The organism is Acetobacterium sp. UBA5834 (genome assembly GCF_002435675.1).
Taxonomy (GTDB): Bacteria; Bacillota; Clostridia; order Eubacteriales; family Eubacteriaceae; genus Acetobacterium; species Acetobacterium wieringae.
In genome coordinates this window covers 1-18,027 of the sequence record NZ_DJGY01000041.1, presented here as the reverse complement: position 1 = coordinate 18,027, position 18,027 = coordinate 1, and the positions used below count along the sequence as shown (strand labels likewise).

General features: G+C 40.7%; 13 protein-coding genes and 1 pseudogene. All 14 read left to right on the top strand.

Features of this window, described 5'->3' with window-relative positions; all coding sequences use genetic code 11:
• The first annotated feature begins 275 nt into the window (after positions 1-275).
• Positions 276-1,037 (top strand): adenosylcobinamide-GDP ribazoletransferase, encoded by a 762-nt coding sequence (gene cobS, locus B3F51_RS08425; protein ID WP_286946563.1) that lies wholly within the window; start codon positions 276-278, stop codon positions 1,035-1,037.
• Between the two features lie 206 nt (positions 1,038-1,243).
• Positions 1,244-3,226, top strand: a complete 1,983-nt coding sequence (locus tag B3F51_RS08420; RefSeq protein ID WP_286946561.1) for a YgiQ family radical SAM protein — start codon at positions 1,244-1,246, stop codon at positions 3,224-3,226.
• Entirely contained in the window at positions 3,207-3,581 is a 375-nt protein-coding gene (locus B3F51_RS08415) for a metal-dependent transcriptional regulator (RefSeq protein ID WP_286946559.1), read from the top strand. The genes B3F51_RS08420 and B3F51_RS08415 overlap by 20 nt, the downstream gene beginning before the upstream one ends.
• A 90-nt stretch (positions 3,582-3,671) precedes the next feature.
• A complete protein-coding gene (gene rlmD, locus B3F51_RS08410; RefSeq protein ID WP_286946557.1) occupies positions 3,672-5,039 on the top strand; it encodes a 23S rRNA (uracil(1939)-C(5))-methyltransferase RlmD in 1,368 nt (455 codons plus the stop codon).
• 319 nt (positions 5,040-5,358) lie between these two features.
• Positions 5,359-5,571, top strand: a complete 213-nt coding sequence (locus B3F51_RS08405; RefSeq protein ID WP_286946555.1) for a type II toxin-antitoxin system Phd/YefM family antitoxin — start codon at positions 5,359-5,361, stop codon at positions 5,569-5,571.
• 36 nt (positions 5,572-5,607) lie between these two features.
• Entirely contained in the window at positions 5,608-8,298 is a 2,691-nt protein-coding gene (locus tag B3F51_RS08400) for an N-6 DNA methylase (RefSeq protein WP_286946554.1), read from the top strand.
• Complete coding sequence (locus tag B3F51_RS08395; RefSeq protein WP_286946552.1) at positions 8,292-9,473, top strand: restriction endonuclease subunit S; 1,182 nt, start codon at positions 8,292-8,294, stop codon at positions 9,471-9,473. Before B3F51_RS08400 ends, B3F51_RS08395 begins: the two co-directional genes overlap by 7 nt.
• 13 nt (positions 9,474-9,486) lie before the next feature.
• Positions 9,487-12,612 carry a type I restriction endonuclease subunit R gene (locus B3F51_RS08390; protein ID WP_147659325.1) on the top strand — a complete coding sequence of 1,042 codons (3,126 nt, stop codon included), beginning with the start codon at positions 9,487-9,489 and terminating at the stop codon, positions 12,610-12,612.
• Entirely contained in the window at positions 12,605-13,357 is a 753-nt protein-coding gene (locus tag B3F51_RS08385) for a M48 family metallopeptidase (protein ID WP_018579898.1), read from the top strand. Before B3F51_RS08390 ends, B3F51_RS08385 begins: the two co-directional genes overlap by 8 nt.
• Positions 13,332-14,918: an ImmA/IrrE family metallo-endopeptidase gene (locus B3F51_RS08380; RefSeq protein ID WP_286946549.1), complete on the top strand. Its 1,587-nt coding sequence runs from the start codon at positions 13,332-13,334 to the stop codon at positions 14,916-14,918. The genes B3F51_RS08385 and B3F51_RS08380 overlap by 26 nt, the downstream gene beginning before the upstream one ends.
• 370 nt (positions 14,919-15,288) lie before the next feature.
• Positions 15,289-15,816 carry a sigma-70 family RNA polymerase sigma factor gene (locus B3F51_RS08375; RefSeq protein ID WP_147659323.1) on the top strand — a complete coding sequence of 176 codons (528 nt, stop codon included), beginning with the start codon at positions 15,289-15,291 and terminating at the stop codon, positions 15,814-15,816.
• 64 nt (positions 15,817-15,880) lie between these two features.
• Positions 15,881-16,663 (top strand): phage antirepressor, encoded by a 783-nt coding sequence (locus B3F51_RS08370; RefSeq protein ID WP_286946540.1) that lies wholly within the window; start codon positions 15,881-15,883, stop codon positions 16,661-16,663.
• Between the two features lies 1 nt (position 16,664).
• Positions 16,665-17,099, top strand: a complete 435-nt coding sequence (locus tag B3F51_RS08365) for a DUF4406 domain-containing protein (protein ID WP_286946539.1) — start codon at positions 16,665-16,667, stop codon at positions 17,097-17,099.
• Positions 17,096-18,007 (top strand): annotated as a pseudogene (locus B3F51_RS08360) (hypothetical protein); the annotation flags it as partial. The gene B3F51_RS08365 and the pseudogene B3F51_RS08360, both read left to right, overlap by 4 nt.
• Between the last annotated feature and the right edge of the window lie 20 nt (positions 18,008-18,027).

Genomic DNA, 18,027 nt, shown 5'->3' with positions numbered 1-18,027 from the left:
TTCTTTTTTCGGGCAAAACTGTCGTGAGCGTAGTATTTGATGATTTGAGCTGCGAAAAGGCCATGAATAATGATAGTATAGGTAATTGCGAAATGAAAAAGCGCCGAACAATGGTTGCTTTGTGTGCAGTTTCCACAAACAATTTTGTAACGTGTAGGCGAACAGTTCTTAGAACTGTTCGCCGTACAGTGAACAAATTGTTTCGTGGGAAACTGGGCGCAAAGCTCACGGCAGTATCGCAATTACCTAAATAGATTGTATATTTGGAGAACAACATGCGAAAATTACTGATAGCGATATCTTTTTTTACCCGTATCCCGATCAAACTGGAAGACGTCAGTGCCGAGGAGTTCTATGAATCAATGATATTGATCCCTCTGGTGGGAGTTTTTATCGGGGTGATCCTGTACGGGGTGGCCCAGCTGTTTTCACTGATCCACTTTGTTCAGCTGCAGGCGCTGCTGATGGTGATTGCCTACATCTGGCTTACCGGCGGTCTTCATCTGGATGGCTTTGCCGATACCACCGACGCCCTGTTCTCAGCCCGGGATCGGGAAAAGATGATGGAAATCATGAAAGACAGCCGCCTTGGCGCCTTTGGCGCCATTGGACTGATCCTGATTATTTTAACCAATTGGATGGCTTATACGATGATTCTGCCGGAATACAGCAGTGCCCTGCTGGTGATGCCGGTGTTTGGTCGAACGATGGCGATCATGTCGACCTGCTTTTCGACCTATGCCCCTGGCGGTGGCGGTTTGGGCAAACGCTTTGTCGAAATGACCCAGCTCCACCATTTTATCATTTATCTGGTCTTACTACTGGGTTATGCCACGTTGATTCTGGGTCTACCCGGACTGCTGACGGCGGTGATCGGTCTATTGCCAGCGCTATTGTTGATGAAAAATCTGCAGCACAAAATCGGCGGGATGACCGGCGACACCATCGGGATGACCATCGAACTTAATCAGACCTTTTTTATGGTGGTATTTGCCATCATCCTGATTAACTTCCCGGTTTATTTTAAACTTTTTTAGGAAAAGATAAACAATGATTGCTTTGATGGCTGTTTCCACAACACCCGTGTGTAACGTGTAGGCGAACAGGCGATAGCCTGTATGCAGTACAGTGTAACAAGTGTTTGTGTGAAACAGACAGTGAAGCGCATGAACGTTTTGCCAAATAGATATCTTTTTAGCGGTTTAATATAAAAAATGTGAAAAATTATTATGAAAGGGTATGAATGAATAAGTCAAGCAACGATTCCGGACAAAAAGCCCGAATCGACACCCAACCCCAAAAAAATAAGGGTTTTCTGCCGATGTCCAAAAAAGAAATGCAGGCCCAGGGTATTGCCCAATGCGATTTTATACTGGTGACCGGAGATGCCTATGTCGATCATCCCTCCTTTGGGGCGGCGATCATCGGCCGGGTGCTCGAGTCCCGGGGCTTTTCAGTGGGGATTATTGCCCAACCCAAGTGGCAGGAAAACGCCGACTTTAAGCAGTTGGGCGCCCCCCGGCTGGGTTTTCTGGTCACCGCCGGCAATCTTGATTCGATGGTCAATCATTTCACCGTCAACAAAAAGCGCCGCCGGGAGGATGTCTATGCCCCTGGCGGTAAAGCCGGCCTGCGGCCGGACCGGGCCACGATTGTGTATTGTGGCAAGATCCGTGAGAACTTCGGCGAGATTCCCCTGATTATCGGGGGGATTGAAGCCAGTCTGCGACGCTTTGCCCATTACGATTACTGGCAGGAGAAGGTGAGGCGACCCATTCTTTTTGATTCCCGGGCCGATCTGCTGGTTTATGGCATGGGCGAACGGGCCATCATTGAGATTGCCGAAGGCCTGGAAGCTGGCATTCCGGTACATCAGCTGACCCATATCCGGGGCACGGCGGTTATCTGCCGGGAAGTCGGGGACGGGGTCATACTGCCGTCCACCGAAGCGGTCAGCACCGATACCCAGGCTTATGCCGAGGCGACCGCCCTGATTTATCAGAGTAATAATGCGCATGATCTGCGGGCCTATATTCAGCCCACCGGCAACCGCTATCTGTGGCAGAACCCACCCCAGCCGCCGCTTTCCCAGGCGGAGTTTGATGATCTGTATGATCTGCCCTTTACCTATCGTTGGCATCCCGCCTATGATCCGGTCGGTGGTGTCCCGGGACTTAACGAAGTAAAGTTCAGTATCACCGCCAATCGGGGCTGCTACGGCAATTGCACCTTTTGTGCTCTGGCCATTCACCAGGGCAAATACGTCCAGATGCGCAGCCGTGATTCAATTGTCCGGGAAGCCGGGCGTTTGGCCAAAGAGCCGGATTTTAAGGGCTATATTCACGACATCGGCGGACCGACGGCCAATTTCTCTCATCTGGCCTGTAAAAAGCAGGCCAGCCGGGGTTATTGCCAGGATCGCGAGTGTCTGGCACCGGAACCCTGCAAAAACATTGATTCCAGCCATAAACCGTATCTGGAGACCCTTCGGGCGGTCCGGAAACTGCCGGGCATCAAGAAAGTCTTTATCCGCTCGGGAATCCGCTATGATTATCTGGCCCTGGATCAGGACAAGGCCTTTTTTCGGGAACTGGTGGAGCACCATATCAGCGGCCAGCTACGGGTTGCGCCGGAACATGTATCCGACACGGTGCTTGCTCACATGGGCAAACCGGCCTTTAAAGTTTATGAAAACTTTGTCCGGCAGTTTAGACAGATTGATGGGCAGCTGGGGAAAAACCAGTTTGTATTGCCCTATTTCATCACCGGCCATCCCGGCTGCACCCTCCAGGATGCTGTCAAGCTGGCGGAGTACATCCGGGAGATGGGCTTTTTCCCGGAGCAGGTTCAGGATTTTTACCCGACTCCGGGTTCGGTGGCGACGGCCATGTACCATACCGGGGTCAACCCGCTGACGATGGAAGCGGTTTATGTGCCCAAGGGCCGGGAAAAAAACATGCAGCGGGCGCTGGTGCAGTATAACAAACGGGAGAATTATCTGCTGGTGCATGAGGCTCTGACCAAAGCCTATCGGGAGGATCTGATTGGAAGCGGCAAGAAAGCGTTAATTCCGGCCAAAGTAAAAAGCGGTGATCGTCAATCTCCGCAAGCAAATCTTAGCCGGAATACGAATAAAACAAAAAATGCCAAGCCCACTACGGCGAAGCAAACAAAAATAAACCAAAAAGATAAAAGCAGAGGTAGAAATGGAAAAAAAATTAACTGAATCCATTGAGGATTATATCGAAACCATTTATCTGGAGAGTCAAAAACACGGCAAAGGGGTACGGATTACCGATGTTGCCCTGGAACTCAAGGTCAGTAAGGCCAGTGCCAATGATGCGGTTCGCAAGCTTAAGGAATTGGGCTATGTGGAACATGAGCGTTATGGCCAGATCTATCTTACCGAAACCGGAAAATGCCGGGCGGTGAAAGTTTATGAAAAACACCGGCTGATTACCGAGTTTCTAGTCAAGGCCCTGGACGTATCCCTGGCCAATGCGGAACAGGACGCCTGTGGTATTGAGCATATTATCTCGGATGAAACCTTCGAAAAAATGAAGGCCTATCTCAAGCAGTAAACATTAGTAGCAAACTACCGTACCGATCTATTATTTATCTGGTAATAAAAAAATAAGCGATCACAAAATAAGAAAATTAAGGAAGTAAGAATGAACGAAACAAGCAACCCGTTACAAGTTGGCCAGCAGTATACCATGGAATTGATCGATATTACCCATAGTGGGGAAGGAGTAGGTCGGTTGGACAACATGATTGTCTTTATTGACGGCGGCCTTCCCGGGGATGTGGTAGAGGTAGAAATCAAAAATGTTAAAAAAACCTATGCCCAGGGAAAACTATTGTCAATCAGCCAGGCATCACCCGTTCGGGTGACCCCGGATTGTTCCTATTTTGACCAATGCGGTGGCTGTCAAATCCGCCATATGAGTTATCCGGGCCAACTTCAGGCCAAGGCCAAAATGGTGGGGGACGCACTCCAACGGATTGGGGGCTTTAAAGAGATTGAAGTGGCGCCGATTATCGGCATGGAAGATCCCCTCCGTTACCGCAATAAGGCTCAGTTTAAACTTGATCGCAAGGGAATGGGCTTTTATGCCAAAAGATCCCATCAGCTGGTTCATATTGACGATTGCCTCAACCAGCCAGAATCAGCAATAGCAGCCATCAAAACCATCAATGCTCTGGTTCAGGAACTGAATCTAAGTATTTATGATGAGCGCACCCACAAAGGTTATCTCCGGGGGGTATTGCAGCGCACCAACCTTCAGGGCGAAAACATGATCACCCTGATCATCAATGGTAAGGAGTTAAGCCAACGGCAGGCCATTATTGAGGGCATCGTCGCCGGAATTCCCAATGTCAAAAGCATTTACGCCAACATCAACCGGGAAAAGGGCAATGTGATTCTGGGCAAGAAAAGTCTCTGCGTCTACGGGGCGGCCCGACTGGTGGAGCAGATCGGGGATCTCAGTTTTTCGATTTCACCAAACTCCTTCTTTCAGGTCAATTCGCTGCAGACAGAAAAACTCTATGATGCCATCAAGTCGGCTGCTGCCTTGACCGGCACAGAAACCATCTTTGATCTCTATTGCGGTACCGGCACCATCGGGCTTTATCTGGCGGCTCAGGCCAAACAGGTCATCGGGATTGAAAGCGTCGGCGATGCAGTTCTTGATGCCCGGGAAAACGCTGGCCTCAATCAGATCGACAATGCCCGCTTCTTTTTGGGTCGGGCTGAAGATGAAATGCTCAAGATCATCAAAGATGAAGGAGTCAAACCCGATCTGATCGTTCTCGATCCGCCTCGAAAAGGCTGTGACGAATCCTTGCTGCAAGCCATCAGCGAGTTGGGCACCCCCAAGCTTATCTATGTATCCTGTAACCCCTCAACCCTGGCCCGGGATTTAAAGTTTATAACCGAAGCTGGCTATGCTATTAAAACCGTTCAGCCGGTGGATCTGTTCCCGGGAACTGGTCATGTTGAGACAGTGGTATTGATGTCAAGGGTGGAAAAGTAAGAGTATAGAAACATGTGTAAATAAGAGCTTTCCGTGATTTGAGGTCTGGTTACAAGCCGGAAGGATAATCACGGTATTTTGCTTTGAGGGAAGATATCCAAGAGTGGTGGATTATTCACCGGATTTACGAATTTGAATATAGGCTTAGTGAGTTGATAAGATTGCTGGCAAAAATGTGGTGAGTTGACAAGATGGCTATTGGTTTGAATGGACATACAAGATTGAAATGCACTTATAAGGTAATTACTTTTCAAGTGCATATTAAGGTTGAAATAAGAGTTGTAAAATGTTATGATAAAAAGAAAAGGTGGATTTAGGTATGGATAAGGAAGATAAAGCCCAAAAGCAACCAATGGAGTTTTATAATATGTCAGATTTTCTTAGAGGACAATCCTCGAAATTGATCACAGGTTTATCAGATGAAGATAAAACAGCTTTTGTTTTGAAAAATGGAAAGCCTGTAGCAGTTCTTATATCCCACGAGAGATATGAAAGGTTAATAAAAGCAGGAATAGATATAACTGAATACTAAATATAAAACAATTAATAGACGAGAGAGGTTAAATGAATGGCCGTGAAAAAATCAGAATTGTATTCCCTATTATGGGATGCTTGTAATAAATTAAGAGGTGGAGTAGAACCTTCAAGATATAAAGACTATGTGCTTGTATTACTATTCTTCAAGTATGTATCAGACAGATATAAAGGGCAACGTTTTGCTGAGTTTACAGTAAATGAAGGTGCCTCATTTGACGACTTGATTGCTGCAAAAGGCAAGCCAGATGTTGGAGAAAGAGTTGATGTAATTCTCCAAAAGTTTCTAGAAGATAATAAGCTAGTAGGTGCACTTCCTGACGTAAGCTTTAATAATCCGGATGAACTAGGTTCTGGTAAGGAACTCGTAGATAAAGTCTCTGGCCTAATTGCTATATTCCAAAACCCTGCTATTGACTTTAAAAGTAACAGAGCTAGTGGAGATGACATCATCGGAGATGCTTATGAATACTTCATGATGAAATTTGCTCAGGAGTCTGGCAAAAGTAAGGGGCAATTTTATACACCTAGTGAGGTGTCACGTATTATTGCTAGACTTATTGGTATTGGCAATATTAAACAAGAGACAGGAAAGAAATGGACCCTCCATGATCCTGCGGCGGGAAGTGGATCTTTACTTATTCGTGCAGCAGATGAAGCACCAACTGATGATAATGGTGATTCCATAGTTACAATATTTGGACAAGAAAAATATCCTGATACTGCTGGTTTAGCAAAGATGAACTTCATCCTACATAACAAAGGCACAGGTGAAATTAAAAGCGGGAATACATTGGCAAACCCACAATATACTGATGATTTTGGTGGACTTAGAAAATTTGATTTTATTGTCATGAACCCACCATTTTCTGATAAAGACTGGACTGATGGAATTAAACCATCTGAAGATAAATACAAGAGGTTTGATGGTTATGGCATTCCACCTGAAAAGAATGGTGATTATGCTTGGTTTCTACATGTTCTAAAAGCGTTGGAAAGCAATGGCAAGGCGGGGATTATTCTGCCACACGGCGTACTATCTAGACCTAATGCAGAGAAGACTATTAGAAAAGCGGTACTTGATAAGAAATATATAAAAGGTATTGTTGGATTGCCTACAAACTTATTTTATGGCACAGGAATTCCTGCTAGTATTATCATAATCGATAAAGAAAACGCTGATAAGCGTGAAGGTATCTTTATGATTGATGCGAGCGATGGGTTTAAGAAAGACGGAAATAAGAACCGCCTACGTGAACAGGATATTGAGAAAATTGTACAAACCTTTATTCACCAAGAAAAGGTTGAGGGGTACTCTCGCTTTATTACGTATAAAGAGATTTTAGAAGAGAACGAAGGAAACCTTAATGTGCCTCGTTATATCCAAAAAATAGATGACACATTACCTCAAAACATTGCATCTCATCTTAAGGGTGGTATTCCAGAAGTCGATATTAACTCTTTAGAGAGACTCTGGAAAATATCGCCACAGTTAAGACAAGAGCTATTCACTTGTGTTGATGAAGAACATAATGTCTATAATCTTGCCATAAAACCAAATGAAATTGAAACAGTCATTTCTGAAGATGAAAGTATAAAGGTTGAAAAGGAGACTGAATACGGTTCTCTATTCGAGACGTGGAAAAATAAAGTAAAAGATTCATTACTCAATATTAATACAGATACAAATCCAAAAGAATTAATTCGAAGCTTGGGTATTGAAATTTTGAGAGATTTTGAATCGGCAAAACTTCTAGACAATTACGATGTGTACGACTTCTTGCTTAACTATTGGAATGAAAAAATGCAAGATGATGTATATGTAATAAAAGCGAGCGGATATGATGCGGGACGTGAGATTGAATATGTATACGCTCAAAAGAAAGCTAAAGATGAAAATGGAGAAGAAATAAAAGTCGATGATACTTCAAAAATGAAGTCTTTTGAAGGTGCTTTAATTTCGAGAGACATTATTGAACAGGAGTATTTTGAAACTGAGTTAATGGCTCTTAATGAGCTAATCGAAAAATCTGCATTGCTTGAATCTGAACTGGATGAAATGAGAGAAGAAGAATCAGGTGACGAAGGTTTGCTTATAAATGCTTTGAATGAAAAAGGTGACGGTATACCTAAAGCAAATCTGAATAAACAAATAAAAGAACTTGAAAGTAAAAAGACTTCAGAAGTAATAGATGACATTACAAAGCTTATTGAATTATTTGATACAGGCAGTACTTCGGAGATGGAGAAAATCGTCAAAGCAAATAGTGAGCTGAAGATATATGAACTTAGAAATAAGAACGGCTCATTCGGAAAGGCTAAATTAAGAAATGCATTAAAAGAAGCAAATGACAATGCAGTAATTCCAGAAACATATGCTGATGAATATGATGCTCTTCTTTCCTATCAAGCTAAGTTAACAGAGAAGGAAGAAGCTGATAAAGCGATCAAAGAGGCTCAAAAGGAACTGGATGATGTAGTCCTTTCTAAATACGCAGAACTAACGATTGATGAAGTAAAGCATTTACTCTTTGACAAAAAATGGATGGCAAGGCTTGAAAAAGATATTACTGATGCGATTGATCAGGTGATGAATTGTCTCGCCTCAAAGGTTGTCTTAATTGCCAAACGCTATGAGTACACTTTAGGAGAGATTGAAGAAAAGACAGTTCAGTCGAAGGCTAAGGTTAAATCTGCATTAGAAAGGATGGGATACACATGGTAACTCATTCTAAAGATACTATTGAGTATAACGAAATAAAAAAAATATATAAGCGTGTTAGAGGAACTCCTATAACTGCAGAAAGAATGAGTAAAATAAAATCTGCTACTGGAGCGATAAGAGTTTTTGCCGGAGGAGCAACAGAGATTAGAGCAAATGTATCGGATTTGCCTAATGCAAATATTATTAGTGATCCTGTAGTAATTGTTCAATCAAGAGGGGTAATAGACTTTATATATTGCAATGTCCCTTGTACATTTAAAAATGAGATGTGGGGCTATACGTCATCTGATATATATGCAGTAAAATTTCTTTTTTATTATCTGAAACATAATGTCGATTATTTTAGAAATGCTGGAGATGGAAGAAGTTCTTTTTCACAAATTTCATTACCAGTTACTGAAGAGTATAAAATTCCGCTTCTTTCTTCTAAAGAACAACAAGCTATAGCTTCAGTATTATCAGATTTTGATGAGCATATAGACAATCTGTCTGAACTAATTGAAAAGAAAAAAGCAATTCGTGAAGGTGCTTTGGATGATTTGGTCAGTGGGAGAACAAGAGTTGACGGGTTTGACGGTGATTGGATAGAATCAACAATTGAGAGTTCAACAAGTGCAATTATTACAGGAGGTACTCCTTCAACCACGATAGACAAATACTGGGGCGGGTCAATTCCATGGCTTGCTTCTACAGAAGTTCATCAAAAAATAATTACCAAAGCAACTAGAAACATTACAGAAATTGGTTTGAATAATTCATCCGCTAAAATAGCACCAAAAGATTCGGTATTAATTGCACTAGCAGGACAAGGAAAGACTAGGGGAACAGCAGCGTTTCTAGCCTATCCAATGGCATTAAACCAATCTCTAGCTGCATTAGTCCCATCAGATAAAACAAATCCTAAGTTCTTATATTACTTAATTGAAAATATGTATGTTGATTTAAGAGAACATTCATCAGGTGACGGTGGACGTGGTGGATTGAATAAAACTCTAATAAAGAATATAAATATACGACTTCCGAGGGAAATAAAAGAACAACAAGCAATTGCCGAAGTTCTGACAGAAATGGACGAAGAAATAGAATCTCTCGAAACAGAAAAAGAAAAAATGATACAAATTAAAGAAGGTGCAATGGACGACCTCTTAACAGGCCGTGTGCGCCTTGAAGTATGAGGAGGTAAAGGCTATGTCTGTTGATTTAGAAAGAAAATTGCAAAACAAGGTCCTTCACTGGTTAATAGATAAAGAGGAAGACGGTGGTCTTGGTTATACGTATCTCGGAAATCTAGAGGATCAGAATAACAAACCTATCAGAGAAGATTTGCTGAAGAAGAATCTTGAAAAACGTGGTTATTCGAAAGATCAGATTTCCAAAGCTGTAACTGAGCTTGTTTCAAAAGCGAGCAATCAAGTGGATAGCCTTTACCAAATCAATAAAGAGGTCTATTCCCTACTTCGCTATGGCAAGCAAGGTGTTAAAGACGAGAATAAAAATCGTCAAACAGTCCATTATATCGACTGGAACAATGTCGAAAACAATGATTTTTATGCTGCTGAAGAAGTAAGTGTTCTCTGCTTTAATCAAATAGAGAGAAAACGCCCTGATGTGGTGCTGTATATAAACGGTATCGCTCTTGGCATATTTGAGTTAAAGCGTTCATGTGTGAGTATTGGTGAGGGAATTCGTCAGAATCTCACAAACCAAAAAAAAGAGTATATTCAGAACTACTTTAGCACTACGCAGTTTCTCTTTGCAGGTAACGAAGCAGAAGGACTGAAGTATGGAACAATCGAAACTCCAGAAAAGTATTATCTGAATTGGAAAGAAGATATTAAAGCTAGTGATGAACTTTCTGCGAGTATTAAAGGTATCCAATCCAGAGAAAGAAATAAACTAAGGGATGGTGTAATTTCTCTTTGTCATAAAGAGAGGTTTCTTTCACTAATCCACGACTTTATTATTTTTGATGCTGGAGTGAAAAAGATTGCAAGACATAATCAGTATTTTGCTAATATTGCTGCTAGGAAAAGAATCCTTTCGGGTGAAGGTGGAATAATCTGGAATACGCAAGGTTCAGGAAAATCCCTAATTATGGTATGGCTTACTAAGTGGGTTATTGAGAATGTAGCAGATAGCCGAGTGGTAATCATTACCGATCGAGATGAACTTGATGACCAAATTGAAAGTTTGTTTATTGATGTAAATGAAAAAGTACGAAGAACAAAGAGTAGTGCTGATTTAAGAGAGGTTCTAAATAAAAATGATGATTCTATTATCTGCTCTTTGATTCATAAATACGGACATAATGCAGGTAAACAATCCGACGTGGATCAATATCGTAAAGAATTGATAAAAGACCTCCCAGCTGACTTTAAATCAAAAGGAAATATTATAGCTTTTATTGATGAGTGCCATCGTACTAACTCAGGGAAATTGCATGAGGCTGTAAAAGTACTGATGCCTGAAGCATCACTTATTGGTTTTACAGGTACTCCACTACTCAAAAAAGATAAAGTAACGAGTCTTGAGACTTTTGGACCTTACATCCATACTTATAAATTTGATGAAGGTGTTCAAGATGGTGTTGTTCTTGATTTGCGTTATGAAGCAAGAGATGTTGACCAAGACTTATCTAGTAAAGACAAGGTTGATTTATGGTTTGACAATAAAACCTTAGGTCTTACAGATAGAGCAAAGATACAGCTGAAACAAAGTTGGACTTCAATCAACAAATTATATAGTTCAAAACAAAGACTTGAGAAAATAGCTAGCGATATCATTTTCGATATGAACTTAAAACCTCGTCTAAAAAATGAGCGTGGTACTGCCATGCTTGTGGCCAACAGTATATATGAGGCTTGCAGATACTGGGATATTTTTACTAGCAACGGCTTTAACAAGTGTGCTGTTGTAACTTCCTTTGAGCCTTCAACCGCGAGTGTTAGAACAGCTACGAGTGACTTAAGTCAAGAGGGCGAAGAAGAATATAAGAAGTCTATTTATGAGCGTATGCTTAAGGGCAAAAAATTGTCTGAATTTGAGAAGGAAGTAAAAGAGCAGTTCAAAAAAGAACCTGCTAAGATGAAACTTCTTATCGTGGTAGATAAACTTTTAACAGGATTTGATGCTCCAACAGCGACATATCTATATATTGATAAATCTATGAGGGATCATGACCTTTTCCAGGCTATCTGCCGAGTTAATAGACCAGATGGCGAAGATAAGGACTATGGCTATATCGTAGATTACATGGACTTGTTTCGTAATGTTCAGCTTGCAGTGGCTGATTATACTGCTGAAGCTTTCGATAGCTTTGATAAGGAAGATGTTGAGGGACTTATAAAGAATCGCTATGACGAAGCTAAATCTGAGATGGTGGGTGCAATTGCATCGCTGAAAGATCTATTAGAAAATGTAAGCGATCCTAAAGACGATACGGATTATATTGAGTATTTTTGTGGTGAAAATAGTGAAGACGATGAAAACACTGGTCGCAGAGATATTTTATATACTCTTACAGCCTCGCTAACACGCTCTTTTGCTAACTGCAGTGATAAACTTGTGAGTGATTATGGCTATTCAGAGGGGCAAGTTAGCAGGCTAAGGAGTGATATTTCCGGCTATAACAAAATAAAAGAAATGGTTAAACTAGCAAGCTGTGATTATATCGATTTAAAACCATATGAGGCTGATATGCGATATGTCCTTGATACTTACATACGTGCAGAAGATTCTACAGTTGTAAGTGAACTCGGGAATATGTCGTTGGTGGAATTGTTACTTGAAAACACTTCAACAACACCAATAGAGGCCCTGGTACAAGGTCTTCCAGGTAATGAAAATGCTAAAGCAGAAATCATCGAAAATAACTTGCAGCATGAAATTGTAAAGAAGATGTCATCTAACCAAGTTTATTATGGTAAGTTATCAGAAATGCTCCAAGTACTAATCGACCAGAGACGGATAGAGGCTATGAGTTACGAGGAATATTTACGGCAAGTTGTTGAGTTGGCCCAAGCGATTTTGCACCCTGAAGACAGCTTGGATTATCCTGATACCGTTAAGACTAGTGAAGCTAGAAGAGCTTTCTTTGATTATTTTAATAAAGACGAGACTTTAGCAGTAAATATTGATAGTGCTGTCCATAGTGCATTACGTCCTGATTGGAAAAGGAATTTTCAAAAACAACAAAACATAAGGCTTGCTATATATGAAAATTTATTGGTATATGGTTATGACGAAGATGAAGCAACGCAGGAAACTGCTACGGTCTTCGAAATAGCTGAAAGGCAGGCAGAATACGATGTGTAATGAAGAAATAATTGGTGGGTTGCCAATAGAAATTATAAAAAAGAAAAATCTTAAAAATCTCTATATCAGGGTGAATCCACCAGAAGGCAGTGTGACAGTTAGTACTCCTAGCGATTATCCTGATGAAGAGATAAGGCTCTTTGTATTAAAGAAAATGCCAGAAATCACTAAGGTAAGAGACAGGATGCTGTCACAGGCGCGTCAAACTGAGAGAGAATATGTTTCAGGAGAATCCCATTTCCTGTGGGGAAAGCCATATCGGCTACAAGTTGTCTATGAAGGAAACAAATACGAAATTTCAAAACTACCAAACAAGATAATATTGACTGCTCCCGAAAGATCAACTAAAGAATCAAGGGAGAGGGCATTCAATGAATGGTACAGAGAAGAACTTAAACGAGTGTTGGATGGGGTAGTTTCAAGGTGTGAAACAAAAACAAACCTCCATGCTAATGAGTACAAAATTAAGAATATGAAAACTAAGTGGGGTACATGCAATATTGATAAAAAAAGAATATGGATTAATCTACAGCTAGCCAAGAAACCAATAGAATGTCTTGAATATGTTGTTATCCATGAACTGGTACACTTGTTAGAAAAGAATCACACCCATAGATTCAATTCACTTGTGGAGGAGTTCTACCCTACCTGGAAAGAGGCAAGAAAGTTATTGTCAGAGTTGCCTTTGGATCATATTGAAAAAGGAGAACAGGTAGATTATGAAGAGGAAGATAACTCCAAGTGATGTATTCGATATCAATAAAAAATCAGGTGCTCTAATTCTTGGAAAGAATCGCCTTGATGACTATGCTACAAAATTTCTGACTAAATACTGTAAACAGGCATTGGTTGAACCGATGCCTCTTCCGGTTGATGACATTCTTAAGGATATGGGGCTTACTGTTCAAGAAGTTCATTTATCAAGCGACCTAGATGTTTTTGGATGTTGTTTACTTTTGGATGCAGATGTTGATATATATGATAGGGAAACAGGTAAATATTTATCAACTTCCTTCAGTGCTGGAACAGTATTAATTGACCCTTTGTCTGAGTCTTTTTATGGTGAAGGCTCGAAAAGAAATACGCTCATTCATGAAGCACTACACTGGGAAAAAGATAAAACATATTTTCAAATTCTTGAGGTTAAAAATAAAAACGAATCTGAAAAACTATATCCAATTTTATGCCGACAGTCCGAGACTTTCTTTACACCACCTGAGGGAAAGAAGACAAAGGAAAATGAAGTTCGATGGTTGGAATGGCAAGCACACAGATTAGCACCTAGAGTTCTGATGCCCAAAAAAAGCTTCAAAAAGAAAGCTTTAGAGTTTATTGAGCAGTATAAAGCATCTGGTGAAAATACGATATACTCTTGTGATACCTTGATTGAAGATTTAAGTAGCTTTTTTATAACGTCAAGACTATCAGTAAAATATAGATTGATTGAAGTTGGTTTAGAGGATACCATATCTGAATTCTCTGATTACAATGATGTCTATGAAGAAATCCACAGTAATAAAGACTTTGTTAAGTTAACCCCAGTAGAAGCGATACAAATAATTAACTCTGATACAACACTGAAAAACTGGATAAAAGAGCGGCATTTTGTATACGCTGAAGGGTATTTTGTACTTGCTAATAACCAATATGTTGTACAAGAAGATGGGGTTCTCCATCTAACACCAAAGGCAAAGCAAAATCTCTCTAGATGTGCTATCAATATTCGAGAACAAAGATATGTGGCGTATAGCAATACAGAAAAAGACTTCATTGGCTATGCAATACTAAATAAGGTAGAAGGGATTGATAATAGACTTCTTACATTTCATCCTAAATTTCAATCTGATCTAATAAATGAACCAGAAGAAGTATATCAAGCATTTTCTAAACAATTAGCTTGCTATGATGTTGATGAAGAAATTGAACTTATGAAATTACTTGGCGACCCTACCAAAACATTATGTGATTGCATATGGTTTTTGATGGAAAATAGAAAATGGATTTATCCTGAGAAATTCAATGAAGAGACAGGACTCCATAAAAACTATCATGGCAAAATTAAGAATAATAAGTACGAAGATATGGGAACAAATGTTTTGATGGCAATCTGTGTAGGTATGGGCTTAAGTTCTCGTATTACTCAAAAACTATTTGAACGCTCGAAGAACAAACTGAATTATTACGAGGATCCCGACATGACTTATATACATATATTAGATGTTATGCCCGGACTATCGCTTGATAATTTTAACAGCATTTTAGAACAGAGCGGTATTCCAGAATTAGGTAGTAAAATAAAAGAATAAAAAAGTTGATAACTCAGTGAGTTGGTTTAGGACCCCGAAAGGGGTTCTTTTTTTATGCCCAAATTTAGAAAGGCTGATAAATAGGCAAATTCGGACCAACTCAACGAGTTGGTCGTGAAATTTTGAAACCTATTATATTTATAAATGTAAGGTACAAGCTTTACAAAAATTAAATGCGTCTAAAGCTGGCCAGCAGAAGACGGCGGATTCATAAATGATTCGAAGATAGCCAATGACAGGCTGTTGGGTGAAATTTATGCTCCTCCGTTTTATTTCCTATACATATTTTTAGGAAGTAACTCTGTTGGTCATTGTTTTCCAAAGATTCATTAGTTCTCCGCCGCCTTCCAAGACGGGACAGGAGAATCTAATGAGATTATCAGTAAGATACGACAACAAATTTCAGATTATCGAACTTAATGAAAAAGAAACTGAGGAAATGTGGATTAGTTTATCGCTCGAAGGTGATGAGCTTCCAAACTCTGACAAAGAACGGTTAATTCAAGATGCCTTCAATGAAAAATTTAATAAGCCCGAATACAATAACTGGCACAAATTTGATAGGCACAAGGGATATTCAATAGCAAAACCAAATGCAGATGGTCTGGAATGTGATACTTCAGAACCTCTAATGAAAGAAGTAGCCGATGATAGAGTTTTTAGAAAAGATGAGCTCGAACGAGCCTATCAAAATAAATATGAAGATGTCTGCCAATGGATACGCACCGCTCTTGGCAAAAAGCAGGACTGGGCAGATATGTTCATCGCAGTACGCATTGATGGTGTGCCCATCCGAGAATATGCCAGTTCCATCGGAGTCAGCGAAAACAATATTACTCAGAAATTAAAGCGAGCAACAAAGAAATTAGAACAAGAATATAAAAACCGTCAGATTTGACCTTCTCCCGTGGCTACTAGGTAGGAGGTCAAGACCTCCAAAATAACACAAGGAGGTAATTCGAATGGAATTACAAGTATACAAAAATGCAGAGTTTGGCTCTGTACGTACTACCACGATTGGCGGTCAACCTTATTTTGTTGGCAAGGATGTAGCAAGCATTCTTGGTTATGCAAATACTCGCAAAGCTTTGATCGACCACATTGATGAAGAGGATAAGGATGACGTAACGATTCGTGACGCCATCGGAAGAAATCAAACGATGACTGCTATCAATGAATCCGGTCTTTATAGCCTCATCCTCTCAAGCAAGATGCCAAGTGCCAAAAAGTTCAAACGCTGGGTCACAAATGAAGTACTCCCTGCTATTCGGAAACATGGACTTTATGCAACAGATGATTTAATCGCAAATCCAGACCTTGCTATCGCAGCATTTACTGCACTAAAAGAGGAACGTGAAAAGAACAAGGAATTGATGGCGGCCGTTGCGATTGGTCAGCAGCAAATTGCTGAGATGAAACCCAAGGCTACTTACTATGATGTGGTTCTTAAATGCAGGGATGCAGTCAATATTTCTGTTATTGCCAAAGATTACGGCTGGAGTGCCATGCGCATGAACGAACACCTTCATGAAAAAGGGATTCAGTTTAAGCAAGGTGATATTTGGCTTCTTTATCAGAAATATGCTCCAAATGGATATACAAAAACCAACACTCACATTTATGAAGATAGCAAAGGTATCCAACATACGAAAGTGCATACCAAGTGGACGCAAAAAGGCAGACTCTTTATCTATGAACAGTTGAAAGCGGACGGTATTTATCCGCAGATTGAGATGGAGGTGTGATATGGGAATCAATAAATTCAATGCAGAGGGGTATCATGACCCAACTCCCCATGAAGCACTTAGCAATATCACCCGTGAGGAAAAGGCAGCAGCAAAAGCTGCCTTTAAGCCCCTTGTCTATATTTGCTCTCCATTTAGTGGCGATATTGAAAACAACAATAAGCGCACACGAGCATTTTGCCGTTTTGCTTTAGATAAGGGCAATATTCCGCTTGCTCCACACCTTCTATTTCCACAGTTTATGGATGACAGCAATGAGAAAGAGCGTGACCTCGCTATTTTCATGGATATTATCCTGATGGGCAAATGCCAAGAGGTCTGGGTTCTAGGTGATGTGATTTCAAGGGGCATGAGTATTGAAATTGAAAAAGCAAAGAAACGCAGACAGCCGGTTAGATACTTTAATAAAGATTTTGAGGAGGTAGAGTCTCTATGAAGATAGCATACGGCAACAGCCGAATGGATAAAAAGTGGAAAAACACAGACATCAGCTGGGATGACTTCTGCTCCCGTGTTAAGACCACACAGCGTACCACCGAAACGGTAGAAGAATATCGAAAAATGAGAAAAGGTGGTCAGGATTCCATTAAAGATGTCGGGGGTTTTGTCGGCGGTCACTTAAAAGATGGTAGACGTAAAAAAGGGAATGTTCTATCACGCTCCATGCTCACCCTTGATATGGATTATGGCACAAGTACTATCTGGGAAGAAATCTCTACCTTCTTCCCTTATCAGTGTTGTATTTATTCTACTCATAAGCATACTCCAGAACATCCAAGATTAAGGCTGATCATTCCACTCTTTCGTGATGTGGGAGAAGAGGAGTATGCAGCCGTTAGTCGCATGGTCGCAAAAGAAATCGGCATCGACCTTTTTGATGACACAACCTATGAACCAGAACGATTAATGTATTGGCCATCTACTTCAAGAAACGGTGTATTTGTATATGAAGAAAAAGATGGCTCCCTCCTTGATCCGGATGAGTTTCTAAACAAATACGATGATTGGCGAGACACCAGTACTTGGCCCGTATCCTCCCGTCAGTCAGAAGTTATTGACCGCTCACTAAAAGAACAAGCCGATCCGCTTTCTAAGGAAGGAGTCATCGGTACTTTTTGCCGTACCTACTCAGTAAGCAGTGCAATCGATATGTTCTTAAAGGATATATACGAGCCTTCAGCAATGACAGGTCGCTATGATTATATTCCTGCTGACTCCAGTGCCGGTGTCATACTCTATGATGATAAGTTTGCCTATTCCCACCACGCAACAGATCCTGCAAGTGGGAGACTTCTTAATGCTTTCGATCTTGTTCGTATTCATAAGTTTGGTCATTTAGATGATTGGAATTGTCAATAATAGTT